Raw genomic sequence first — 23,614 nt, 5'->3', positions numbered from 1 at the left:
TGCTCGTCGGTGACGATTCTCCCGGACGGGCCGGGCGGGTGGTGTCAGGGGGTGCGGCGGCGCAGCGTGCCCGCCGCGGCGACCAGCGCCACCACCACCGCACCGGCGACGATGGCGAAGTCGCGCCACATGGTGCCGGTCGGCTCGGCGTGCGCGCCGACCTCCTGCAGCGCCTCGACGGCGTACGTCAGCGGCAGCACGTCGCTGATCGCCTGCAGCCAGCCCGCCATCAGCTCGCGCGGCACGAACAGCCCGCACAGCAGCAGCTGCGGCACCGCGAGCACCGGCATGAACTGCACCGCCTGGAACTCCGTCTTGGCGAACGCGCTGGCCAGCAGGCCCAGCGCCATGCCCAGCACCGCGTTGGCCACCGCGATCATCACGACGTAACCGGCCCCGCCCTGGGTATCCAGGTCGAGCAGCAGGTAGGCCAGCGCCGTGGCGAAGCCCGCCTGCACCGCCGCGGCCACCCCGAAGGCGAGGCCGTAGCCGAAGAGCAGGTCGGTCTTGCGCAGCGGGGTGGTCAGCAGTCGCTCCAGCGTGCCGGTGGTGCGCTCGCGCAGCATGGCGATGCTGGTGATCAGGAACATGATGATGAAGGGGAAGACGCCCAGCATGATCAGTGCGATGTGGTCGAACACGCCCGCCTGGCTGTCGTACATGAAGTAGAGCAGCGTCAGCAGCAGCGTCGGCACGGCCACCAGCATCGCCACGGTACGGCGGTCGTGGCGCAGCTGGCGCAGGATGCGCCCGGTGGTGTGCAGCAGGATCATGACGGGACCTCGCTCGCTTCGCCGGTGGCGCGTGGAGCGGGCACGCCGCCCTGACGCCGGATCAGGGTGAGGAAGGCCTGGTCCAGGTCGTCCGTGCCGGCGGACGCCTTGACCGCGGCGGGAGTGTCGTCGGCGATCAGCAGACCCTCGCGGATGAGCAGCAGCCGGTCGCAGCGGTTGGCCTCGTCCATCACGTGGCTGGACACCACCAGGGTCGAGCCACGCTCGGTGAGCTCGCGGAACTGCGCCCACAGCTCGTCGCGCAGCACGGGGTCCTGACCGACGGTCGGCTCGTCGAGGATCAGCACCTTCGGCTTGCTGACGATGGCGCAGGCCAGCGAGGCCCGGCTGCGCTGCCCGCCGGACAGGTTGCCGACCAGTTGCGACGACGCCTCGGCCAGGCCCACGTCCCGCACCGCGGCGTCGGCCTCGGCCTGGCCGAGCCCGTAGAGCGCGGCGAAGTAGCGGGCGTTCTCGCGCACCGTCAGGTCGGCGTACACGCTGGGGGCCTGCGTCAGGTAGCCGATCTCCTTCCGCAGCTTCGCGTCGCCCGCCGGGCGGCCCAGCACGGTGACCGTGCCCGAGCGGACCACCTGGACGCCCACGATCGCGCGCATCAGCGTGGTCTTGCCGCTGCCGGACGGCCCGAGCAGGCCGGTCACGCTGCCTTCCGGGATCGTGCAGCTCAGGCCGTGCAGCACGGGCCTGGCTCCCCGGTGTACGACGAGGTCGGCGACCTCGATCGCGGATGTCATGGGGTCCTCCGTAGGAATTCAACGCTTGTTGAACTCAACGGTAGGTGAATTCTGTGCGCCTGGCAATGCGCCTATGTGGACCGCGATCCCGGAGGGCCGCCGAGACGGCCCTCCGGGTTCCGGCTCAGAGTGCGAGCACGCGGTCGAGGAAGTTCTTGTAACCGCGCATGGCGATGCGCATCGCCTCGGTGTCCGCGGCCGCGCCCTGGCGCGGGTCCAGGTCGCCCTGCTCGGCCAGCAGCTGCGCGGCCAGCGCCGACACCGCCTCGCTGACCAGTGCCTGCGCGTCGTTCAGCGCCGACTCGGGCTCGTCCACGAACCGGGTCTGCACCTCGCGCCACGCGTCGCGGAAGCGCTGCGCCTGCTCCGCCTCCCACACCGCGATCGGCGTCTCCGTCACGTCCCCCGGCCGCAACGCGGTCGCGGTCGGCGCCACCTGGGCCACGTCCGACTCCTCGTCGTCGTCCTCTTCGTCGTCCTCGGCCGCGGCGTCGATCCCCCCGACCGGCGCCACCTCCGCCTCGTCGGCGACCTCGGCGGACGCCTCCTCGACGGCCGGCTCCGCCACCTCCTCGGCCGGAACTTCGACCGGCTCCATCACGGCGTCGACGATGTCGTCGTCCTCGGCGGACTCGTCGCCGGCCGCCACCTCGACCTCGGCGTCCTGGTCGCCCTCGGCGTCCGGTCCGTCGTCCTCGGCCTGCGCCTCGACGACCTCCGCCACGTCGTCGGACTCCACGACCACGGCTTCGGCGTCCGCCTCCACGTCGGTCTCCGCCTCCGGGGTCGCGTCCTCGTCGGCTTCGGTTGCCTCGGCCACCGGGTCGGCTTCGGCTTCGTCGTCCGCTTCGGCCTCCGCGTCCACCTCCGCGACGTCCTCAGCCTCCGCGTCCGCGTCAGCCTCCGCGTCCACCTGCGCGTCGGCTTCCGCTTCCGGCTCCTCGTCGTCGTCCGCGTTGTCCCCGGCCTCGGCCGTCTCGTCGGCTCGCGCGTCGACCGCCTCGACCGCGTCCTCGTCGTCCTCGGCGTCAGCCTCGGCGGACTCGGCCAGGTCAGTCTCGGCGGACTCCTCGCCGTCGGCCCGCGCGTCGATCGCGGCCTCGTCCTCGCCCTCCGGGGACTCGTCGGCGTCGGCCCGCGCGTCAGCCGTCTCGTCGGCGGCGGTCACCTCGGCGGTGTCCTCTGCTTCGGCGTCGACGTCGGTCGCCGTTTCGGCGGCCTCCTCGTCGTCCGCGTGTGCTTCGAGCCCATCGTCGCTCTCGTCGTCGGCCTGCGCCTCGGGCTCGTCGCCCTCGGCCTGGGCCTCGGGCTGGTCGTCGCCGTCCGTCTCCGCCTCGGCGTCGGTGGGCTCCGCTTCGGCGGTGTCCGCCTCGGCTTCGGGAGACTCGTCGGCGTCGGCCGTCCCGTCAGGGGTGTCGTGCTCGTCGGCTGCCGCCTGCGGAGCGTCGTCCTCGTCGGACTGCTCCTCGTCCGCCTCGGCGGTCGCCTGCGGGGTCTCGTCGTCGGCTTCGGCTGTCGGCTCCTCGGCGCCGTCGGCCGTCTCGTCGGCCCTCGGGGTGAGGGTGGGCAGCTCGCTGGTCTGGGCCAGCAGCGCGGCCTGCTGGTGCGGGCTCAGCTGCAGGGTGGGCTCGAGCTCGTCGGCGGCCTCGGCCGCGGGCGCCGGCTGCTGCGCCGGTGGGATGAAGGTGGGGATGTGCGCCGGGAGCGGCGCGAAGTGGGGGTTGGTCATGCGATTCCTCGGCTCTCGCGGTGGGGGAGAGCGCCCGCGGGCGCTGCGCGCAGATGCCCGACAAGGTACCGCCGGGCTGCCCGTTCTCGCTTCCTCCCAGCGTCCAAAACTGTGACCGGGGCCACCTCGATCACTCGACGTGCCTGGCAGTCGTGGGTAAGCCGGATCAAGATACGCACGAATGCCTGGCAAGTCGGACGATCATGATGGAAGCGGGCGGTGGTGAGATGTCGGCCGCACCGGCGCGGCGGCGCGGCAGGCGGTGAGGGAGAATTCGCTTGTGTCAGGGACCGAGCAGTTGGATCCGCGGATCGCCAACCGTCTGAAGCGTGATCGCGACGGGCTCGTCGCGGCCGTCGTGCGCCAGTACGACACCGGTGAGGTGCTGATGCTGGCCTGGATGGACGACGAGGCGCTGCGGCGCACGCTGTCCACCGGCCGGGCCACCTACTGGTCGCGCAGCCGCGGGGAGTACTGGGTGAAGGGCGCGACCTCCGGCCACCACCAGTTCGTGAAGTCCGTGGCGCTGGACTGCGACGGTGACGCGCTGCTGGTCAGCGTGGACCAGGTCGGCCCGGCGTGCCACACCGGCACCCGCACCTGCTTCACCGAAGAGCTGTCATGAGCGCGGCGAGCAGCGGGACGGTCAGCCCCGACCTGGCCGGGTTCCGGGCGCGGGCGGCCCGTCGCCGGGTGGTGCCGGTGACGCGGCGGCTGCTGGCCGACGCGGAGACGCCGGTCGGCGTGTACCGCAAGGTGGCCGGCGGGCCGGGGACCTTCCTGCTGGAGTCCGCCGAGCAGGGCGCGGGCGCGGCGGGCACGGCGTGGTCGCGCTACTCCTTCATCGGGGTGCGCAGCCTGGCGACGCTGACCGAGCGCGGCGGGCAGGCGCACTGGCTGGGCAGCCCGCCGGACGGCGTGCCGGTCAAGGGCGACCCGGTGAGCGTGCTCCGGGCCACCGTCGCCGCGCTGACCGGTTCCGAGACCGACGACGAGGGGCTGCCGCCGCTGACCGGGGGACTGGTCGGCTTCCTGTCGTACGACCTGGTGCGCCGGTTCGAGCGGCTGCCGCGACTGGCCGACGACGACCTGCACGTGCCGGAGCTGGGCCTGTTCCTGGCCACCGACCTGGTGGTGCTGGACCACTTTCTGGGCCAGGCGATCGTGGTCGCCAACGCGGTGCTGCCCGAGCACGCCGACGAAGAGCAGGTCACGGCGGCCTACCACCACGCGATCGGCCGGCTCGACGCGATGACGACGGCGCTGTCCCGGCCCACCCCGCCGATGATCTCCACGGTGACCGCGGTGCGGCCCGCCGAGCTGGTGTCGCGCACCCCGTCCGGCGAGTTCGGCAAGGCGGTGGAGGTGGCCAAGGAGGCGATCCGGGCCGGCGACTGCTTCCAGATCGTGGTCTCGCAGCGCTTCGAGGCGCGCACCGAAGCCGACCCGCTCGACGTCTACCGGGTGCTGCGGGCCACCAACCCCAGCCCGTACATGTACCTGCTGCGCTTCGACGACTTCGACATCGTCGGATCGTCCCCCGAGGCCCACGTGAAGATCGCCAAAGGCGACGACGGCGTACGCCGCGCGCTGCTGCACCCGATCGCGGGCACCCGGCCGCGGGGCGAGACCCCGGAGGCCGACGCCGCGCTGGCGGCGGAGTTGATCGCCGACCCGAAGGAGCGCTCCGAGCACGTCATGCTCGTCGACCTGGGCCGCAACGACCTGGGCCGGGTGTCGCGCGCGGGCACCGTCGAGGTGCCGGAGTTCGCCACCGTCGAGCGCTACAGCCACGTCATGCACATCGTCTCGACCGTGGTCGGCGAGCTGCGCGAGGGCGTCTCGCCGCTGGACGCGCTGGCCGCCACGTTCCCGGCGGGCACGCTGTCCGGCGCGCCCAAGGTGCGCGCCATGGAGATCATCGAGGAGCTGGAGCCGACCCGGCGCGGCCTGTACGGCGGCACGGTCGGCTACTTCGGCTTCGGCGGCGACCTGGACATGGCGATCGCGATCCGCACCGCGCTGCTGCGCGACGGCGTCGCGTACGTGCAGGCCGGGGCCGGCGTGGTGGCCGACTCCGATCCGGCGGCCGAGGAGCTGGAGACGCAGAACAAGGCGATGGCCGTGCTGGCCGCGATCGCCACCGCGCAGACCCTGCGGGCCGCCCGATGACCGCCGACCCGCACGCCGCGGCTGTCGTGAGTGACCGCGGGGCGGAACCGGTGGCGGCGGACGAGGGGCGGCGCGCCCGCTCCCGGCGTACCCGATGGATCGTGATCGGGGTGCTCGCGGCCCTGGCGGTGCTGTGGTTCGTGCCCGGCGGCACGGTGTCGTGGGTGCGTCCCGCGCTGCTCGCGCTCGCCGCGGGCGTGGTCGCGGTCTGGTACTGGCGGCGCTCCGGCAGCCATGCCCGGCGGACGGCCCCGGCCGCGCCGCGCGCCGAGGACACCCGCGACCTGTGGGACGCGCTCGACCGGGGCGAGGACCTCACCGATGATCCGCGGGTCTGACCGGGCGCTGATCGTCCGGGTGGACACCGGCACCGCCGAGCTGATCCCCGACCCGGACCTGCCCGACGCCTGGCTGCTGAAGCTCAACGGCACCGCGCAGTCGCACGTCGACCTCAACGACCCGACGCTGATCGCGTTCGACTACATCCGCCGCTTCGCCGACGTCATCGACGCGGTGTCCCCGTCCGGCGCCCTCGACGTGCTGCACCTCGGCGGCGGCGCGCTGACCCTGCCCCGCTGCCTGTCCGTGCTGCGTTCCGGCAGCCGCCAGCGCGTCGTGGAACTCGACCGGGCCCTCGCCGAGCTGGTCACTACGCGGCTCCCCCTGGACGACCCTGACATCGAGCTGATCATCGCCGATGCCCGCGCCGCACTGGAGCAGGCCGAACCCGCTTCGGCGGACGTGATCGTCGCCGACATCTTCACCGGCAACAAGGTCCCCCCGCACGTCAGCACCGTGGAGTTCGCCCAGGCCGCACGACGTGTGCTCCGCCCCGGCGGCTGGTACCTCGCCAACATCATGGACGTGGCCCCCCTGACCACCGCCCGCCGCCAGGCCGCCACCCTCCGCGAGGTCTTCACCCAGGTGGCCGTCGTCGCCGACGCGGCCCTGCTCCGCGGCAGGGGCACCGGCAACCTCCTCATGGTCGCCGGCGACGACCCCGAAGGCATCCGCAAACTCACCCGCCGCATAGCCGCCGACCCCACCCGGGCCCGCGTCGAACACGGCCCTCGCCTCGCCGACTTCATCCGCACCGCCCAGCCCAGACGTGACGGGTAACCCCCGCGATCGGCCGCCGGTCGCACCCGTGAAGGAGCGTGACATCGCGCAGCGATGTAGCGACGCGCGGGTGCGATCGGCTGAGAGGCCGATCGCCGCGTCCGCCGGAGGCGGACGCCAGAAGCAGAGCATTATGCACTAGCCCAATTGGTGAGGCACGCCATACCCCGTTCACCTTGCGCGGCGGGGCAGTGCCTAGAGTCTGGCCATGGCATCCGACGAGCTGAGCAGCATGGAGCCTGGCGAGCCGGCCCCGAGCGCATCGATGCGAGACAGCGGCGGCAGCGTGCTCGACGAGATCATCGCGGGGGTCCGTGAGGACGTCGAGGCGCGCCAGAACCAGGTCTCCATGGACGAGATCAAGAAGCGCGCGGCGGCTGCCGCGCCACCCCTGGACGCGTACGCGGCGCTGCGCCGCTCCGGCGTCGGTGTGATCGCCGAGGTGAAGCGCTCGTCGCCCTCCAAGGGCGCGCTGGCGGAGATCCCGGACCCGGCGGAGCTGGCCGCGGAGTACGAGGCCGGCGGCGCCCGCGCGGTGAGCGTGCTGACCGAGGGCCGCTGGTTCGGTGGCTCGCTGGACGACCTGGCCGCGGTGCGGGCGCGCCTGCAGATTCCGGTGCTGCGCAAGGATTTCATCTGCTCGGCGTACCAGGTGCACGAGGCGCGGGCGTACGGCGCGGACCTGGTGCTGCTGATCGTGGCGGCGCTGGAGCAGAAGGTGCTGACGGGTCTGCTGGACCGCATCGAGTCGCTGGGCATGACCCCGCTGGTCGAGGTGCACACCGAGGAGGAGGCGGACCGGGCTCTGGAGGCCGGTGCCCGCGTCATCGGGGTGAACGCCCGCAACCTGCGCACACTTGAGGTGGATCGCACGGTGTTCGAGCGCATCGCGCCCGGCCTGCCGAACAGCGTTCTCAAGATCGCCGAGTCGGGGGTGCGGGGTCCGCTGGACCTGATCAAGTACGCCTCGGCGGGCGCGGACGCGGTGCTCGTCGGGGAGGGCCTGGTGACCCAGAAGAGCCCGCGCGACGCGGTCGCCGAACTCGTCAACGCCGGCAACCACCCCGCAACGCCGCGGCCGACCCGCTGACGCTTCGCTGGACCGCCCCGAGCCATCGGGGCGGCGTACGCCGAAGGAGGGGCACATGCTGCCCGACGACAGGGGCCACTTCGGCCCGTACGGCGGCCGGTTCGTCCCGGAGGCGCTGATCGCGGCGCTGGACGAGCTGGACGCGCACTACCGCAAGGCGATGGCGGACCCCGAGTTCACCGGCGAATTCGAGCGGATGCTGCGCGAGTACGCGGGCACCCCGTCCCTGCTGTACGACGCCACGCACCTGTCGGCCCACGTCGGCGACGTGCGCATCCTGCTCAAGCGCGAGGACCTCAACCACACGGGCGCGCACAAGGTGCGCAACGTGCTCGGCCAGGCCCTGCTGACCAAGCGCATGGGCAAGGGCCGGGTCATCGCCGAGACCGGCGCGGGCCAGCACGGCGTGGCCAGCGCGACCGCCGCGGCGTACCTGGACCTCGAATGCGTGGTCTACATGGGCGAGGTCGACACCAAGCGGCAGGCCTTGAACGTGGCCCGGATGAAGATGCTCGGCGCGACGGTCATCCCGGTGACGACCGGCTCGCGCACCCTGAAGGACGCCATCAACGAGGCGCTGCGCGACTGGGTCACCAACGTCGACGACACCCACTACCTGCTGGGCACCGCGGCGGGCCCGCACCCGTTCCCGGCGATGGTGCGCGACTTCGTGCGCGGCATCGGCGTCGAGGCGCGGGCTCAGTGCCTCGCGCTGACCGGCGCGCTGCCGGACGCGGTCGCGGCGTGCGTGGGCGGCGGCTCGAACGCGATCGGCATGTTCCACGCGTTCGTGCCCGACGAGTCCGTGCGCCTGTACGGCTTCGAGGCCGGCGGCGACGGTGTCGAGACCGGCCGGCACGCGGCGAGCATCACCGGCGGCAGCCACGGCGTGCTGCACGGCTCGCGGTCGTACCTGCTGCAGGACTCCGACGGCCAGACCATCGAGTCGCACTCGATCTCGGCGGGGTTGGACTACCCGTCCGTCGGCCCCGAGCACGCCTGGCTGCACGACCAGGGCCGGGCCCGCTACCAGCCGGTCACCGACGCCGAGGCGATGGACGCGTTCGCGCTGCTGTGCCGCACCGAGGGCATCATCCCGGCGATCGAGAGCGCGCACGCGCTGGCCGGCATGCTGCGCGAGATCCCCGCCCTGCGCCAGGAGTTGGGCCACGAGCCGACGGTGATCGTGAACCTGTCCGGCCGCGGCGACAAGGACATGCACACCGCGGGCGAGTACTTCGGCCTGTTCGACAGCGGGGAAGTGATCGGGTGAGCGCGAACAGCGTTTCCGGCTCGGCCTCCGGCCGAGGCGAGCGCAGCGAGCCCCGCAGTCGCGAACGAAAGGTGGCACAGTGAGCGTCAGCGTCGCTTTCGAGAAGGCGCGGGCCGAGGGGCGGGCGGCCCTGGTGGGTTACCTGCCCGCCGGGTTCCCGTCGGTGGCCGAGGGCATCGCCGCGGTCAAGGCCATGATCGAGTCCGGGGTCGACCTGGTGGAGATCGGCCTGCCGTACTCCGACCCGGTCATGGACGGCCCGGTCATCCAGCGGGCCACCGAGCAGGCGCTGGCCGGGGGTGTGCGCACCCGCGACGTGCTGCACACCGTCGAGGCCGTCTCCGGCGCGGGCGTGCCCGTGCTGATCATGAGCTACTGGAACCCGGTCGAGAAGTACGGCGTCGACGCCTTCGCCCGGGACCTGGCCGCGGCCGGCGGCTCCGGCCTGATCACCCCGGACCTGATCCCCGACGAGGCGCAGGAGTGGCTGGCCGCCTCGGACGCGCACAAGCTCGACCGGATCTTCCTGGTCTCCCCGTCGTCGACCGACGAGCGCATCGCGATGACCGTGGCGCACTGCCGCGGCTTCGTGTACGCCACCGCGGTCATGGGTGTCACCGGGGCCCGCGACAGCACCTCCAGCGCCGCCCCGACCCTGGTCTCCCGGGTCAAGGCCGCCGCGGGCAACCTGCCCGTGGGCGTCGGCCTCGGCGTGCGCAGCGGCGCCCAGGCCGCCGAGGTCGGCGCGTACGCCGACGGCGTCATCGTCGGCAGCGCCCTCGTCTCGGCCCTGGCCGACGGCGGCCTCCCCGCCCTGCGCACCCTCACCCAAGACCTCCGCTCCGGCCTCACCCCCTGACCCTTTCTGGGTTGATCATGAACTTATGGCAGGGTTCGACGGCGTGTCGCTGCCATAACTTCATGATCAATCCGGCCGGGCGGTAGGCGCGTCGGCGACAGGGCCACGACACGGCGTCGGCTCGGGCGGTCGATGAGGCGAGCAGGTCGATGAGGCGAGCGGCTTGTCCATGAGGCGGGCGGTGTCGTGGTCGATGACGCGAGCGGCTGTCGATGAGGCCGGCGGTGCCGGGGGTCGATGAGGGAAGCGGCACCGTGGTGGCGTGGGTGTGCTTCGATCGCGCCGTGACCAGACGTGGTGACGGGCCCAGCGGCTTCCAGTAGCTGCCAGGAATGACCTGGCGGCTACCGGAAGGAGCCGCTTTGTCCCGTTCTGTCCGACATCTCTCCATGAATCACCAGCGGACGACGCCCGGCACACTGCCCGCGCTGCGGGTGGCCGAGCTTTGCGATCTGCGATACAGCCATGCCTGCCTGCGCGACGCCCGCCGGGAGGGACGCCGCCCACGGCCCCAGCGCCTAGGCCACCGGGTGGAGGTCCACCGTTTTGCCCGCTGGCGTCCCGGTGACGCCGACGCCGGTCGCTTCGCCCGCGAGGAGGAGCGCAAGGCCCGCCAGCGCCTGCGCCGCGCCCTCCGCATGGCCGTACGCGACCCCCACGACCCCGACCTCGACATCCCCCCGTTCCACCACCGCCACGGTGCCCAGTGGCTCGTCTGACCGGAATCCGTCAGATCGATCATGAAGTTAGGCCGGCGACACGCCGTCGAACCCGCCCATAGGTTCATGATCAGCCGAAATGAGGGGACGGGCGGGGGTGTGGAGTTGGGGGGTGGGGGCGGTAGGGTTCTGGCTCGTGAACCTCGCCTCCATCCCGTCCCCGTCCACGGCGGTCTGGCAACTCGGACCCGTGCCGCTGCGGGCGTACGCGCTGTGCATCATCGCGGGCATCGTGCTCGCCTGCATCGTCACCGACCGGCGGATGCGCAGCCGGGGTGCCCCGCCGTGGGCCGTGCTCGACATCGCCGTGTGGGCGGTGCCGTTCGGCATCGTCGGCGCGCGCATCTACCACGTGCTCAGCTCGCCCGACGCGTACTTCGGCGCGGGCGGCGACCTGGTCAAGGCGCTCTACATCTGGGAGGGCGGCCTCGGCATCTGGGGCGGTGTCGCGGGTGGCGCGGTCGGCGCCTGGCTGGCCTGCCGCCAGCTCGGCATGTCGTTCAGCTTCGTGGCCGACACCATCGCGGTCGGGCTGCCGCTGGCGCAGGCCGTGGGCCGGCTCGGCAACTGGTTCAACAACGAGCTGTACGGCGGCAAGACCGACCTGCCGTGGGGCCTGCAGGTGCACGTCATGTCCGACACCCAGCCCGGCCAGGCCATGCTGGGCCCGGACGGCGAGCCGGAGTTGCGTGAGGGCCTCTACCACCCGACGTTCCTCTACGAGCTGCTGTGGAACCTCGGCGTCGCCGGTGTCGTGTACGCCCTCGACAAGCGCTTCAAGTTCGGCCGCGGCCGCGCCTTCGCGCTGTACGTGATGCTGTACACCCTGGGCCGCGGCTGGATCGAGGCGATGCGCACCGACACCGCCACCATCATCGGCGGCATGCGCCTCAACGTCTGGACCTCGATCATCGTCTTCCTCGGCGCGGCGGCGTTCTTCTTCCTCCGCAAGGGCCCGCAGGAGTTCCTGATCCCGAACGTCGACGCCGACGGCGAGCCCGTCAAGGGCTTCACCACCGTCACCGAGGCGCAGTACCAGGCCTTCCTGGCCGACGGCACCCGTCCCGACGCCGCCGCCCCGGGCGACGGCGGCGAGGACGGCGACAGCACGCCGAAGGCCGTGTCGGACGAGTTCGACGACCCCTCCGATGAGGGTTCGGACCTGTCGGCGCAGAAGACCTCCTCGACGAAGGACTGAGCGATGCGCAGCGCGGTGGTGGTCGGTGCGGGCGTCGGCGGCCTCGCCACGGCGGGGGCGCTCGCGCGCACCGGCTGGCGGGTCACCCTGCTGGAGCGGGCGGACCGGCTGCGGGCCGACCCCGCCGCGCTGCTGCTGTGGCCCAACGCCGTCGCCGCGCTGCGCTCCCTCGGCCTCGGCGGCGGCCTGGCCGCCATCGCGACCCCGGTCCCGTCCGGCGGGCTGCGCCGGGCCGACGGGCAGTATCTCGCCCAGCCGACGCCCGGCACCGCGCAGGCCGTGGTCGTGCACGCCGAGGACCTGCACGACACGTTCATCGCGGGGCTCGGCGACCAGATCGAGATCCGCACCGGCATCACCGTGCGCAGCATGCACGCCCGTCCCGGGGACCGGCCGGCGGTCGGCGACGGCCGGCACACCTGGGAGGCCGACGTCATCGTCGCCGCCGACGGTGCCGACAGCACGCTGCGGGCCCGGCTCGCGCCGCAGTCGATCGCGGTCAGCTCCGGCTATGCCGCCTGGCGCGCGGTCATCCCCTGGTATCGCGCCCCGAAGCTGCCCGACGACCTGGTGCTGGCCGGGGAGACGCTGGGCGGCGGCTACCGCTTCCTGGCCGCCTCGCTCGGCGACCGGGGCAGCTCCGGCGCGTCCAGCCGGGGCGGCATCTACTGGACCGCCACCGTCGCCGGGGCGGCCCGCCCGGAGTCGAAGGCCACCCAGCTGACGCTGCTCAAGCGCTGGTTCGCCGGCTGGCACGCCCCGATCGCGGACCTGCTGGCCGCGACCGAGCCCGACGACCTGGTGCAGCAGGACGGCCGCCAGCTGCGCCCGCTACCCAACGAACTGGCCTTCCCGGTCGGCACCGGCGGCTTCGCGCTCGTCGGCGACGCCGCCCACGCCATGCCGCACCACCTCGCCCAGGGGGCCGGGCTGGCCCTGGAGGACGCGGCCACGCTGCGCTCCCTGCTGCACCCGGCGATCCCCGGGCCGGGCTGCAACGCCGCGCTCGCCGCGTACTCGGCCGCCCGCCGGTCCCGCGCCGCCCAGGTGGTCCGCCAGACCCAGCGTGTCGGCGCGGTGCTCGCCCCGCGCGGCAACCTGGTCACCCGCGCCCGCGACCGCGCCTTCGGCGCGCTGGCCCCCCGTGTCCTGGACCGCGCCGCCACGGTCGCCGCCGACTGGCAACCTCCCGCCGCCTGACCACGCCCTGCGTTCGAACTCTCAGAGTTCGGGGCCCTGCATGTCCTTGCGCAGGGCGGTGGCCTTCTCGGTGAGTTTGTCGGCCGCCTCCTTGGCTGACGGCTTGACGTCGGAGGGCTTCTCGCCGGGGTACTTGGGCTGGGCCATGGTGTCGCCGCGGTCCTTGGACAGGGCGGCGGTGTCGGCGGCGCGCTGCTCGGCGGCGCGGGTCTTGAGGTGCTCGGACACCCGGGTGCCCTCTTCCTCGACCTTGTTCAGGGCGCGTTCCCAGCGTTCCCGCATGGGGGCGATGAGACCGCCGCCGACGCCGACGATGAGGATGCCGGCGATGGTGGCGAGGACGGCGACCAGCACCGGCATGGTGATGGTGGTGGCGACGCCGATCTGGTTGAGCGCCGCGATCGCGCCGAACGCGATGATCGCGACCTGGGCGATGCGCCCGACGGCGCGGCCGTACGAGAAGTGCGACAGCGCGTTGGTGATCACGTCGAACACGGCGTTGGCGATGGCGACCGCGACCACCAGGATCACGCAGGCCACGATGAGCCGCGGCAGCCAGCTGATCACGGTGTCGATGAGGTTGCTGATCGGGTTGGGCCCGAACACGCTGAACGCCAGCTGGAACGTGAACAGCAGCAGCGCGTAGTAGACGAGCTTGCCCACCAGGCCGCTGGGCGTGTACTTGCCGGTCCACCGGTCCATGCCCGTGCGCTGCGCGAGGTGGTTGAACCTGGCCCGGGCCAGGCCCTTGTCGACCAGGCTGCCGATCGCCTTGGCGATGATCCAGCCGACGACCAGGATGGCGGCGCAGGCGAGCACCTTGAGGGCGATGTACGCCAGCGCGCTGAGCAGGACCTGCACAGTGGGATTCACGGTCGTCCACCTTCCGCCATAGCGGAGCCGGTGACGCCCGTCGGCGCGCCCGTCGACCGGCGAGGGCCGTGCCCCGCGTGAGCGGCCCGCGGCAGCGGACCTTCAGCCGCAGACTAAGGCCGGTAACACCGAATATCGGCCGAATGTCGAAACTGCCACCGGCGGCTGACGCCGGATGGCCGCTGCCGCGCACCTGCGCCGCGCGCCCGGGTCCCCGGATCAAGGCCCCAGCAGCGATCGTCGATGGAGATGTGGTCGGCCGTCGATGCGTCGCGGGGCGGGGAGTGCGCGACGGGGGCGATCCCGAGGCGGGCCGTTAACCTCCGCGACGCGCCCGACACGCGCGGGTAATGTGCCCGCCACGGGCTAGGACGCGCGACGGGCAGCGGCCTGGCGCACTCGCGCGTGCCTGCTGACTGGGAAGTAGCTTCCCAGTATATGGACGTGTGATCAATCTGTGTCTGGTGGACACCCAGGGCGTTTAACGTAGACTCAACACTCACAGACTCGTCCCCATGCTCGTGCGACAGCGCGAGAGAGTCCGTGTACCGCTGAACCTGCGGGTTCATTCAAGGGCCGACGTCGTCCCGCTCGGATAGGCACCGCTAAACGAACCCGGCATAGCCCCCGCGCCATCGCTGTCGCGGCATCCAGGCATCCCACCCCGTTCGTGGCCGATACCGATGTTCATTCCCCGTGACGACAGGAGGCCCGGTGGCATCGCCGTACCCGCACCCCCTGCAGCCTGGCATGACGGCCGCTCCGGCCGCGACGCAGCCTGGTATGACCACCGCGCCCGCCGCCGTCGGTCTCTACGACCCGGCCTTCGAGCACGACTCCTGCGGCGTGGCCTTCGTGGCCGACGTGCACGGCCGCCGCAGCCATGACGTGGTGGCCCGCGGCCTGTCCGCGCTGTGCCGCCTCGACCACCGCGGCGCGCGCGGCGCCGAGACCACCACGGGCGACGGCGCGGGCATCCTCATCCAGGTCCCCGACGCGTTCCTGCGCGAGGTGGTCGACTTCCCGCTGCCGCCCGCCGGCCAGTACGTGACGGGCCTGGTCTTCCTGCCCGTCAACGGCGCCGACGAGGCCCGCGCGCTGACCGTGCTGGAGAAGTACGCCCTGGTGGAGGGCGCGCAGATCCTCGGCTGGCGCGACGTGCCGGTGGACGCCGAGGGGCTGGGCGCGACCGCCGACGCCGCACGCCCGCGGATCCGGCAGGTGTTCCTGTCCGCGCACAGCATCTCCGGCCCCCGCTACGGCGAGCCGCTGAGCGGCCTGGAGCTGGAGCGCGTGGCCTACTGCGTGCGCAAGCAGACCGAGCGGGAGAGCCGCGAGCGGGGCGTGCCGCTGTACTTCCCGTCGCTGTCCGGCCGCACGATCACCTACAAGGGCATGCTCACGCCCGACCAGCTGGCGTCGTTCTTCCCGGACCTGTCCGACGAGCGCGTGGTCAGCGCGATCGCGCTGGTGCACTCGCGGTTCTCCACGAACACCTTCCCGAGCTGGCCGCTGGCCCACCCGTACCGGTTCATCGCGCACAACGGTGAGATCAACACGATCCGGGGCAACAAGAACTGGATGCAGGCCCGCGAGGCGCTGCTGGCCAGCCCGCTGCTGCCGGGCAACCTGCGCCGGCTGTTCCCGATCTGCACGCCGGAGGCGTCGGACTCGGCGAATTTCGACGAGGTGCTGGAGCTGCTGCACCTGACCGGGCGCAGCCTGCCGCACGCGGTGCTGATGATGATCCCCGAGGCGTGGGAGAACGACCCGGTGATGGACCCCGCGAAGCGGGCGTTCTACCAGTTCCACGCGAGCCTGATGGAGCCGTGGGACGGCCCGGCCAGCGTCGCGTTCACCGACGGCACGGTCGTCGGCGCGGTGCTCGACCGCAACGGCCTGCGCCCGGGGCGCTGGTGGCGCACCGAGGACGGCCTGGTCGTGCTGGGCAGCGAGGCGGGCATGCTCGACCTCGACCCGGCGACCGTGGTGGCCAAGGGCCGGCTGGAGCCGGGCCGGATGTTCCTGGTCGACACCGCGCAGGGCCGCGTCATCTCCGACGAGGAGATCAAAGGCGAGCTCGCGGCGGAGCAGCCGTACGCCGACTGGCTGCACAGCGGGCTGATGCACCTGGAAGGCCTGCCCGAGCGCGAGCACATCGTCTACACCCACGACTCGGTGCAGCGCCGCCAGCAGACCTTCGGCTACTCCGAGGAGGAGCTGAAGATCCTGCTCGGGCCCATGGCGCGGGCCGGGGCGGAGCCGCTGGGCTCGATGGGCACCGACACCCCGATCTCGCCGCTGTCGAGCCGGCCGCGGCTGCTCTACGACTACTTCCACCAGATCTTCGCGCAGGTCACCAACCCGCCGCTGGACGCGATCCGGGAGGAGATGGTCACCAGCCTCGCGTCGACCATCGGCCCCGAGGGCAACCTGCTGGACCCGGGTCCGACCAGCTGCCGGCAGATCGTGCTGCCGTACCCGGTCATCGACAACGACGAGCTGGCCAAGATCCTGTCGATCGACGAGGACGGCGACCTGCCCGGCTTCAAGGCGGTGCGGGTCTCCGGCCTGTACCCGCTGCGCGACGGCGCGAACGGGCTGCGGGCCCGGCTGACCGAGATCCGCCGGCACGTGTCCGAGGCGATCGAGGACGGCGTGCGCATCCTGGTGCTGTCGGACCGCGACTCCACCGCCGACCTGGCCCCGATCCCGTCGCTGCTGCTCACCGCGGCGGTGCACCAGCATCTGGTGCGGGAGCAGACGCGCACCCAGGTGGCGCTGGTCGTCGAGTCCGGCGACTGCCGCGAGGTGCACCACGCGGCGGTGCTGGTCGGCTTCGGCGCGGCCGCGGTCAACCCGTACCTGGCCTTCGAGAGCGTCGAGGACCTGATCACCACCGGCATCCTGCCGAACATCACGCCCGACAAGGCCGTGCGCAACGTCGTCAAGGCGCTGGGCAAGGGCATCCAGAAGATCATGTCGAAGATGGGCATCTCGACCGTGTCGTCGTACTGCGGCGCGCAGGTGTTCGAGGCGGTCGGCCTGTCCTCGGAGCTGGTGGAGCGCTACTTCACCGGCACGCCCAGCCGCATCCAGGGCATCGGCCTGGCCGAGATCCACGCCGAGGTCGCGGCGCGTCACGCGGTGGCGTACCCGACGAACCCGGCGGAGCAGTCGCACCGGCGGCTGGAGGTCGGCGGCGAGTACCAGTGGCGGCGCGAGGGCGAGGTGCACCTGTTCAACCCGGAGACGGTGTTCCTGCTCCAGCACGCCACGCGCTCCGGCCAGTACGACGTGTTCCAGCGCTACACCGAGAAGGTCGACGGCCTGGCGGCCGCGGCGGGCTCGCTGCGCGGGCTGTTCCGGTTCAGGGACGCGACGCCGATCCCGATCGAGGAGGTCGAGCCCGCGACGGAGATCGTCAAGCGGTTCGCCACCGGCGCGATGTCGTACGGCTCCATCTCGGCCGAGGCGCACGAGACCCTCGCGATCGCGATGAACCGCATCGGCGGCAAGTCCAACACCGGTGAGGGCGGCGAGGACGTCGAGCGCCTGTACGACCCGGCCCGCCGCTCGGCGGTCAAGCAGGTGGCCTCCGGCCGCTTCGGCGTGACCACGGAATACCTCGTGCACGCCGACGACATCCAGATCAAGATGGCGCAGGGCGCGAAGCCCGGCGAGGGCGGCCAGCTGCCCGGCAACAAGGTGTGGCCGTGGATCGCCAAGACCCGGCACGCCACGCCGGGCGTCGGCCTGATCTCGCCGCCGCCGCACCACGACATCTACTCGATCGAGGACTTGGCGCAGCTGGTGTTCGACGTCAAGTGCGTCAACCCCGGCGCGCGGGTGCACGTCAAGCTGGTCAGCGAGGTCGGCGTCGGCACGGTCGCGGCGGGTGTGGCCAAACTGAAGGCCGACGTCATCCTGATCTCCGGCCACGACGGCGGCACCGGCGCGTCCCCGCTGAACTCGCTCAAGCACGCGGGCACCCCGTGGGAGCTGGGCCTGGCCGAGACGCAGCAGACGCTGCTGCTCAACGGGCTGCGTGACCGGGTCACCGTGCAGGTCGACGGCCAGCTCAAGACCGGCCGCGACGTGATCGTGGCGGCGCTGCTGGGCGCGGAGGAGTTCGGCTTCGCCACCGCCCCGCTGATCGTCGAGGGCTGCATCATGATGCGGGTCTGCCACCTGGACACCTGTCCGGTCGGCATCGCCACGCAGAACCCGGTGCTGCGCGAGCGGTTCACCGGCAAGCCGGAGTTCGTGGAGAACTTCTTCTGGTTCCTCGCCGAGCAGGTGCGCGAGCAGCTCGCGGCGCTGGGCCTGCGCAGCATCGACGAGGCCGTGGGCCGCGCCGACCTGCTCGACCTGGCCCCGGCCACGGAGCACTGGAAGGCGCACGGGCTGGACCTGTCGCCGGTGCTGGCCCTGCCGAGCTCGCCGTACGGCGACGCGCCCCGCAAGGTGCGCGAGCAGGACCACGGGCTGGACAAGTCGCTGGACAACACGCTGCTGCGGCACGCCGAGCCGGCGCTGTTGACCGGCGCTCCGGTGCGGTTCGACGTGGCGGTGCGCAACGAGCACCGCAGTGTCGGCGCGATGCTGGGCGGTGAGGTCGTGCGGCGCGCGGGAGGGGCGGGCCTGCCCGACGGCACGATCGACGTGACCCTGCACGGCACGGCCGGGCAGTCGTTCGGCGCGTTCGTGCCGCGCGGTGTCACGCTGCGGCTGCTCGGCGACGCCAACGACTACGCGGGCAAGGGCCTGTCCGGCGGGCGGCTGATCGTGCGCCCGGACGCGCGCAGCCAGTTCGCCGCCGAGGACCACATCATCGCCGGCAACACCCTGCTGTACGGGGCGACGTCGGGCGAGGTGTACCTGCGCGGCCGGGTCGGCCAGCGCTTCGCGGTGCGCAACTCGGGTGCGACCGCGGTGGTCGAGGGCGTGGGCGACCACGGCTGCGAGTACATGACCGGCGGCACCGTGGTGGTGCTCGGCCCGACCGGGCGCAACTTCGCCGCGGGCATGTCCGGCGGTGCCGCGTTCGTGCTGGACCTGGACCCGCTGCTGGTCAACCGGGAGCTGGTGGACCTCGGCCCGGTCGGCGACGTGGAGGCCGAGGGCCTGCTGGAGATCGTCGAGCGGCACTTCCAGGAGACGGGGTCGGCGGTGGCGGAGAAGCTGCTGGCCGACTGGGCGGGCAGCGTGGAACGCTTCACCGCCGTGATCCCGCGCGACTACAAGCGCGTGATCGAAGCCATGCGGGCCGCCGAGGCTGCCGGCCGCGACATCGACGCCGCGGTCATGGAGGTGGCACGTGCCTGACCCCAATGGTTTCCTGCGTTTCGGCCGGCGGCTGCCGGCCCGCCGGCCGGTGCCGGTGCGCATCATGGACTGGCGCGAGGTGTACCCCTCCGCCGACGACGAGCTGATCCGCGAGCAGGCGGGCCGCTGCATGGACTGCGGCATCCCGTTCTGCCACGAGGGCTGCCCGCTCGGCAACCGCATCCCCGACTGGAACGACCTGGTCCGCACCGGTAACTGGAACGCCGCGATCCAGTCGCTGCACAGCACGAACAACTTCCCGGAGTTCACCGGGCGGCTGTGCCCGGCGCCCTGCGAGGCGTCGTGCGTGCTGGCCATCGGCGACACTGCGACGTCGGCCGCCTCCGGCGGCGCTGTGACGATCAAGCAGGTCGAGGTCGAGATCATCAACCGGGCGTACGAGAACGGCCGGGTCCGCCCGCAGCCGGCGGTCGCCCCGTCGGGCAAGACGGTGGCCGTGGTCGGCTCCGGCCCGGCCGGTCTGGCCGCCGCCCAGCAGCTGGCCCGCGCCGGTCACGCGGTGACGGTGTACGAGCGCGACGACGCGATCGGCGGCCTGCTGCGCTACGGCATCCCGGACTTCAAGCTGGAGAAGCAGCACATCGACGCCCGCGTCGAGCAGCTGCTGGCCGAGGGCGTCGCCTTCCGCACCGGCGTGAACGTGGGCGTGGACGTGTCCGCGGCGCAGTTGCGCGCCGAGCACGACGCGGTGCTGCTGGCCACCGGCGCGCTGGCCGGGCGGGAGACCGACACCCCGGGCCGGGAGCTGGCCGGCATCCACCAGGCGATGGTGCACCTGGCCCAGGCCAACGTTGCCGTGGCGGGCGGCCCGCAGCCGGAGGTCACCGCGGCGGGCAAGCACGTGATCATCATCGGCGGCGGCGACACCGGCGCGGACTGCCTGGGCGTGGCCCACCGGCAGGGCGCGGCGTCGGTGACCCAGCTCGACCGGTACCCGCAGCCGCCGGACGCCCGCGACGAGCAGCGCGACCCGTGGCCGACCTGGCCGTGGATCCTGCGCAACTACGCCGCGCACGAGGAGGGCGGCGACCGGGTCTTCTCCGTGGCCGTGCAGCGTTTCGTCGGCGACGAGCAGGGCCGCGTCCGCGCGATCGTGCTGGTCGACGTTCTCGTCGAGCGGGTGAACGGCCGCGGTGTGGTCACCGAGGTCGCCGGCACCGAGCGGGAGATCCCGGCCGACCTGGTCCTGCTGGCCATCGGCTTCGAAGGCACCGACGCCGCCGAGGCCCTCGACCAGCTCGGCCTGGCCCGCAGCCCGCGGGGCACCGTCGAGTGCGGCCCGGACTGGCAGACCCCCGCCGACGGCGTCTTCGTCGCCGGCGACGCTCACAAGGGCGCGTCCCTGATCGTCTGGGCGATCGCCGAGGGCCGCAGCGCCGCCGCCGCCATCCACCGCTACCTCGGCGGCGAAGGCAGCCTCCCGGCTCCCGTCGCGCCCTCGTCCCGCCCCCTCATCCCCGCCTGACCAAGCAAAGGAAGGGCACCTTCTACCACGCTCCGCGTGGTAGAAGGTGCCCTTCCTATCGCTTCGGGACGGTGACCTCAGCGGTTCGCCGGGCCTCGGGTCTTCGGGTCGCCGCGGCGCACCGGCAGGACGGTCACGTTGTCGGCCTGCATCCGGGTCACCACCTCGAACAGCTCCTCCTGGTCCTCGCGCAGCAGCTCCACCATCGCGCTGAGCTTGCCGAGGTCCTCGCGCACGTGCAGTTGCGGAGACTCGCCGGGGCTTGCCCGCCCGGCCGTCTCCTCCAGGGTCTTGCTGAACTGGGCGAGCTGCTGGACTATGTCGCTCAATGCCGTGATCACGATGCGCATGTGCTCGCCGCGCTGGTGGTCGCGGGCCAGCTGTCGGGTCTCCGCCTCGTGCAGGCGGTTGACGAGGTGCTGATTGGACAGCGCCACCGCGCCGGCGAGCATGAGCACCACGCCGATCGCCGTAGCGGCTATCACCCTGGCCAGCACGCTCGTCTCTTGACTTACTCCCTGGCCGGCCGGCCATACGACGAGATATGCGGCCAGTACCAGGACCAGAGCGAGGCCGACGATGGAGAGCCAGAACGCCCCGCTCTTGACTTTGACAATCACCTGTCTTCCCTTCCGGGACCACTGGGCGTCCGGGCGTACGCGCCGAATGAACGAATACTCAGCGTGCCTCCAGTGACGTCGCTGCGCTAGTAACACAGAGCGAATTCACGGACGACGCCGAATTGTGGACTGCAGGTCAATGCGCCATCATCCGGACGTACTGACTCCGGGCGCTGGGGACATCACCGATTCAAAGAAGACGCATGTTGCAATTCGCACGTGCACGGTACGTCCAAAAATGCTGATATAGCAACTCTTGAGTGGATCACCCGCACGTCACCATGAGTGATGGCATGAGTGGACATCGATGTACATTAACGAGCTGTTACATCGAATCGGGCAGTTGCCTTCAAAGATAAGCTACACAGAGTAGTACTCGATCACTCTGTGCTGATCAATGAATCAGGGCGAGCATGGTCGTGAACACTCCGAAGGAGACGAACACCCCCAGCCCGAAGATCACGCCCTCGGCGAACAGCAGCAGCAGAGACGGCAGCCTGGTGCCGCCGTGCCTGCGGCGATAGAGCTCCGAAGCCATCGAACCACTCCTTCAGCGTGGCACCCAGCCGTGCTTGACCAGCAGAGCGGCGACGTCCTCGCGCAGGTATCGGCGGTGACCGCCGGCGGTGCGGGTGACACGCAGCAGGCCGCGGTCGGCCCAGCGCTTGACGGTCTTGCGGTCCACCGGCAGCAGTGCCAGCACTTCGGCCGGGGTCATCATGTCGCGGCGACCGGCGCGCACACCGGCCCCGTCGCGCAGCCCCGCGGCGTAGACGGCGGCGAGCGCCGTCACCAGCCGCGGGGTCAGCTCGTCGTTGCCGCAGGCGCGCACCGCCACCTCGCGCACGTGCGCGGGCAGCCGCGGGACGGGCGTGGGGGAGTCAGACACCGGCGTGCTCCCTCGTGCCCGGCTCGGCGAGTCCACGGGAGTCGGCCGTCCAGACGGGCCACCACGACTCGTCGCCGCCGATGAGGTCGCGCACCGCGGCCAGTTCGGCGTGCAGCGCGACCGCCTCACCGCGGTAGCGGTCGCGCTCCCGGCAGGCCCGCCGCGCCAACTCCTCGGCGCGCCGAGCCAGCACGGCCTCGGCCACCAGTGCCGAGCGCAGCGCGCTCACCTCCACCCCGGCCCGCATGGCCTCCCGGTCACACAGCCGGGCCAGCCACCGCCGCCACGCCCTTCGCATCACAGGTATGCCTGCCGGGTCGACGGGACCTGCGGGTACGCCCCGGTCGCGGTGTGCTTGCCCCGGTAGTCCACGGCCGGGTACGGCGGCACCGCGTCGAGGTAGGCGGTCACCTCGGGGTCGGCCTCCGGCCGGCGCACCGGCGCGGCCTGCCCGACCGCGGTCGCCCGGCTCGCCGGTGCGGGGTCGCCGGCCGGTCCGGTGGGTCGCCACCGGGATCCATCCGGCCGGCGCCGGTTCAGTGCGCGGCCCCAGAACGCCACGATCGCGCGCCGCCGCGCGGGCTGCGGACCGTCCTCGGGACCCCACCACTGCTCCTCGGCGTCGTCCACCCGGTCCAGGATCAGCTTCGCCTCCTCGACCAGCGACAGCCGGTCGCGCATCAGGAACAGCGTCGCGGAGAAGCTCACCGCGGCCACCGCCGCCGTGTACAGCGAGAGGAAGGTGGTGGACAGGGTCATGACCTGCCCTCCTCGAAGCCGTCGGGCAGCAGCCGGCCGAGCATGCGCACCGCGCGGCACTGCAGCGCCTTGACCGCGCCCTCGCTCTTGCCCATCGACTGCGCGGTCTCCGCGGTGGACAGTCCCACCAGGAAACGCAGCGCGATGCAGCGCTGCTGGGAGGGGTTGAGCTTCTTGACCGCCGCGAGCAGCGCGAGGTTGTTCACGTGGTCCATGGCGACCCGGTCCGGAGCGCCGTCGAGGCTGAACTCCTCCTGGTCGAAGTCGAGGACCTCGCCGCTGACCTCGAAGCGGTAGCGGCCGGACTTGTAGTAGTCGGCCACGATGTGGCGCGCGATGGTGATCAGCCAGGCCGCGAAGTCCCGGCCCTGCCAGCGCACGCTGCCGATGCGCTTGAGGGCGCGCAGGAAGGTGTCGGACGTCAGGTCCTCGGCGGTGGGGCTGTGCCGGACCCGGAAGTAGATGAAGCGGAAGACCGCGGGGGCGTATTGCGCGTAGATCTTCCCGAACGCCTCGGTGTCGCCCTGCTGCGCTCGTTCGACCAGGTTCCATACGTACGACTGCTCCTCGGGCACCGATCCGGCGAGGGTGGTGCGGGCTTCCGTCGTGACAGCGGTCGGGCTCATCCGCGCGACACCCGGCCCTTGCATGTCATGAGCACGTAGGTTGCTCCTCTTCTGGCGGGGGGATCTTCGATCGAGAGGCCCGCCGGACCGGGGTTCACGGTCCGGCGGGCCGGGGGGGGGGGGCGCCCGGCGGGGGGGGGGGGCCC

21 protein-coding genes and 1 pseudogene are annotated in these 23,614 nt (G+C 72.1%); 12 read left to right on the top strand and 10 right to left on the bottom strand.

Annotated elements, in window-relative coordinates:
- Positions 1–44: 44 nt before the first annotated feature.
- From AB0B66_RS16305 to AB0B66_RS16295, 3 genes are all read right to left on the bottom strand, one after another.
- Positions 45–773, bottom strand: a complete 729-nt coding sequence (locus AB0B66_RS16305; protein WP_360529442.1) for an ABC transporter permease — start codon at positions 771–773, stop codon at positions 45–47.
- On the bottom strand, positions 770–1,528 hold the full coding sequence (locus tag AB0B66_RS16300; protein ID WP_360529439.1) for an ABC transporter ATP-binding protein: 759 nt from the start codon (positions 1,526–1,528) through the stop codon (positions 770–772). The genes AB0B66_RS16305 and AB0B66_RS16300 overlap by 4 nt, the downstream gene beginning before the upstream one ends.
- 124 nt (positions 1,529–1,652) lie before the next feature.
- Positions 1,653–3,257, bottom strand: coding sequence for a hypothetical protein (locus AB0B66_RS16295; RefSeq protein ID WP_360529436.1), 1,605 nt, complete (start codon positions 3,255–3,257; stop codon positions 1,653–1,655).
- Between the two features lie 280 nt (positions 3,258–3,537).
- Between AB0B66_RS16295 and hisI the strand changes: the two genes are divergently transcribed.
- From hisI to AB0B66_RS16245, 10 genes are all read left to right on the top strand, one after another.
- Positions 3,538–3,882 (top strand): phosphoribosyl-AMP cyclohydrolase, encoded by a 345-nt coding sequence (hisI, locus tag AB0B66_RS16290; protein ID WP_360529433.1) that lies wholly within the window; start codon positions 3,538–3,540, stop codon positions 3,880–3,882.
- Positions 3,879–5,429, top strand: coding sequence for an anthranilate synthase component I (locus AB0B66_RS16285; RefSeq protein WP_360529430.1), 1,551 nt, complete (start codon positions 3,879–3,881; stop codon positions 5,427–5,429). The genes hisI and AB0B66_RS16285 overlap by 4 nt, the downstream gene beginning before the upstream one ends.
- A 50-nt stretch (positions 5,430–5,479) precedes the next feature.
- Positions 5,480–5,767, top strand: coding sequence for a hypothetical protein (locus tag AB0B66_RS16280; RefSeq protein WP_360529427.1), 288 nt, complete (start codon positions 5,480–5,482; stop codon positions 5,765–5,767).
- Entirely contained in the window at positions 5,751–6,548 is a 798-nt protein-coding gene (locus tag AB0B66_RS16275; protein ID WP_360529424.1) for a fused MFS/spermidine synthase, read from the top strand. The genes AB0B66_RS16280 and AB0B66_RS16275 overlap by 17 nt, the downstream gene beginning before the upstream one ends.
- Before the next feature lie 232 nt (positions 6,549–6,780).
- The gene (trpC, locus tag AB0B66_RS16270) at positions 6,781–7,638 is read left to right on the top strand and encodes an indole-3-glycerol phosphate synthase TrpC (RefSeq protein WP_360529629.1); all 858 of its coding nucleotides are present in this window, start codon (positions 6,781–6,783) and stop codon (positions 7,636–7,638) included.
- Between the two features lie 55 nt (positions 7,639–7,693).
- Positions 7,694–8,911: a tryptophan synthase subunit beta gene (gene trpB, locus AB0B66_RS16265; RefSeq protein WP_360529421.1), complete on the top strand. Its 1,218-nt coding sequence runs from the start codon at positions 7,694–7,696 to the stop codon at positions 8,909–8,911.
- A gap of 79 nt (positions 8,912–8,990) precedes the next feature.
- Positions 8,991–9,770, top strand: coding sequence for a tryptophan synthase subunit alpha (gene trpA, locus AB0B66_RS16260; RefSeq protein WP_360529418.1), 780 nt, complete (start codon positions 8,991–8,993; stop codon positions 9,768–9,770).
- A 389-nt stretch (positions 9,771–10,159) separates the two neighbouring features.
- A complete protein-coding gene (locus AB0B66_RS16255) occupies positions 10,160–10,489 on the top strand; it encodes a hypothetical protein (protein ID WP_360529415.1) in 330 nt (109 codons plus the stop codon).
- Between the two features lie 79 nt (positions 10,490–10,568).
- On the top strand, positions 10,569–11,687 hold the full coding sequence (lgt, locus tag AB0B66_RS16250; RefSeq protein WP_360529411.1) for a prolipoprotein diacylglyceryl transferase: 1,119 nt from the start codon (positions 10,569–10,571) through the stop codon (positions 11,685–11,687).
- A 3-nt stretch (positions 11,688–11,690) separates the two neighbouring features.
- Positions 11,691–12,887 (top strand): NAD(P)/FAD-dependent oxidoreductase, encoded by a 1,197-nt coding sequence (locus tag AB0B66_RS16245; protein ID WP_360529408.1) that lies wholly within the window; start codon positions 11,691–11,693, stop codon positions 12,885–12,887.
- 21 nt (positions 12,888–12,908) lie between these two features.
- Here the strand turns inward: AB0B66_RS16245 and AB0B66_RS16240 are convergent, their stop codons facing one another.
- Positions 12,909–13,760: a hypothetical protein gene (locus AB0B66_RS16240; RefSeq protein WP_360529405.1), complete on the bottom strand. Its 852-nt coding sequence runs from the start codon at positions 13,758–13,760 to the stop codon at positions 12,909–12,911.
- Positions 13,761–14,510: 750 nt separating this feature from the next.
- Here AB0B66_RS16240 and gltB point away from each other — a divergent pair.
- Both gltB and AB0B66_RS16230 read left to right on the top strand, forming a co-directional pair.
- On the top strand, positions 14,511–19,088 hold the full coding sequence (gltB, locus tag AB0B66_RS16235; protein WP_360529626.1) for a glutamate synthase large subunit: 4,578 nt from the start codon (positions 14,511–14,513) through the stop codon (positions 19,086–19,088).
- The gene (locus AB0B66_RS16230; protein ID WP_360529402.1) at positions 19,081–20,574 is read left to right on the top strand and encodes a glutamate synthase subunit beta; all 1,494 of its coding nucleotides are present in this window, start codon (positions 19,081–19,083) and stop codon (positions 20,572–20,574) included. The genes gltB and AB0B66_RS16230 overlap by 8 nt, the downstream gene beginning before the upstream one ends.
- 77 nt (positions 20,575–20,651) lie before the next feature.
- Here AB0B66_RS16230 and AB0B66_RS16225 read toward each other — a convergent pair whose 3' ends face one another.
- From AB0B66_RS16225 to AB0B66_RS16200, 6 genes and pseudogenes are all read right to left on the bottom strand, one after another.
- The gene (locus AB0B66_RS16225) at positions 20,652–21,194 is read right to left on the bottom strand and encodes a DUF6239 family natural product biosynthesis protein (RefSeq protein ID WP_360529399.1); all 543 of its coding nucleotides are present in this window, start codon (positions 21,192–21,194) and stop codon (positions 20,652–20,654) included.
- A gap of 394 nt (positions 21,195–21,588) precedes the next feature.
- Entirely contained in the window at positions 21,589–21,732 is a 144-nt protein-coding gene (locus AB0B66_RS16220; RefSeq protein ID WP_360529396.1) for a hypothetical protein, read from the bottom strand.
- A gap of 12 nt (positions 21,733–21,744) precedes the next feature.
- A complete protein-coding gene (locus tag AB0B66_RS16215) occupies positions 21,745–22,083 on the bottom strand; it encodes a helix-turn-helix domain-containing protein (protein ID WP_360529393.1) in 339 nt (112 codons plus the stop codon).
- A complete protein-coding gene (locus tag AB0B66_RS16210) occupies positions 22,076–22,381 on the bottom strand; it encodes a hypothetical protein (protein WP_360529390.1) in 306 nt (101 codons plus the stop codon). Before AB0B66_RS16210 ends, AB0B66_RS16215 begins: the two co-directional genes overlap by 8 nt.
- Positions 22,381–22,842: a hypothetical protein gene (locus AB0B66_RS16205; protein ID WP_360529387.1), complete on the bottom strand. Its 462-nt coding sequence runs from the start codon at positions 22,840–22,842 to the stop codon at positions 22,381–22,383. The genes AB0B66_RS16210 and AB0B66_RS16205 overlap by 1 nt, the downstream gene beginning before the upstream one ends.
- Positions 22,839–23,396 (bottom strand): annotated as a pseudogene (locus AB0B66_RS16200) (sigma-70 family RNA polymerase sigma factor); the annotation flags it as partial. The gene AB0B66_RS16205 and the pseudogene AB0B66_RS16200, both read right to left, overlap by 4 nt.
- Positions 23,397–23,614: the final 218 nt, after the last annotated feature.

Source organism: Catellatospora sp. NPDC049111 (assembly GCF_040648615.1).
Lineage (GTDB): Bacteria > Actinomycetota > Actinomycetes > Mycobacteriales > Micromonosporaceae > Catellatospora > Catellatospora aurea.
The sequence above is the reverse complement of the archived record's forward strand: the minus strand, read 5'-3'. Positions and strand labels throughout refer to the sequence as shown.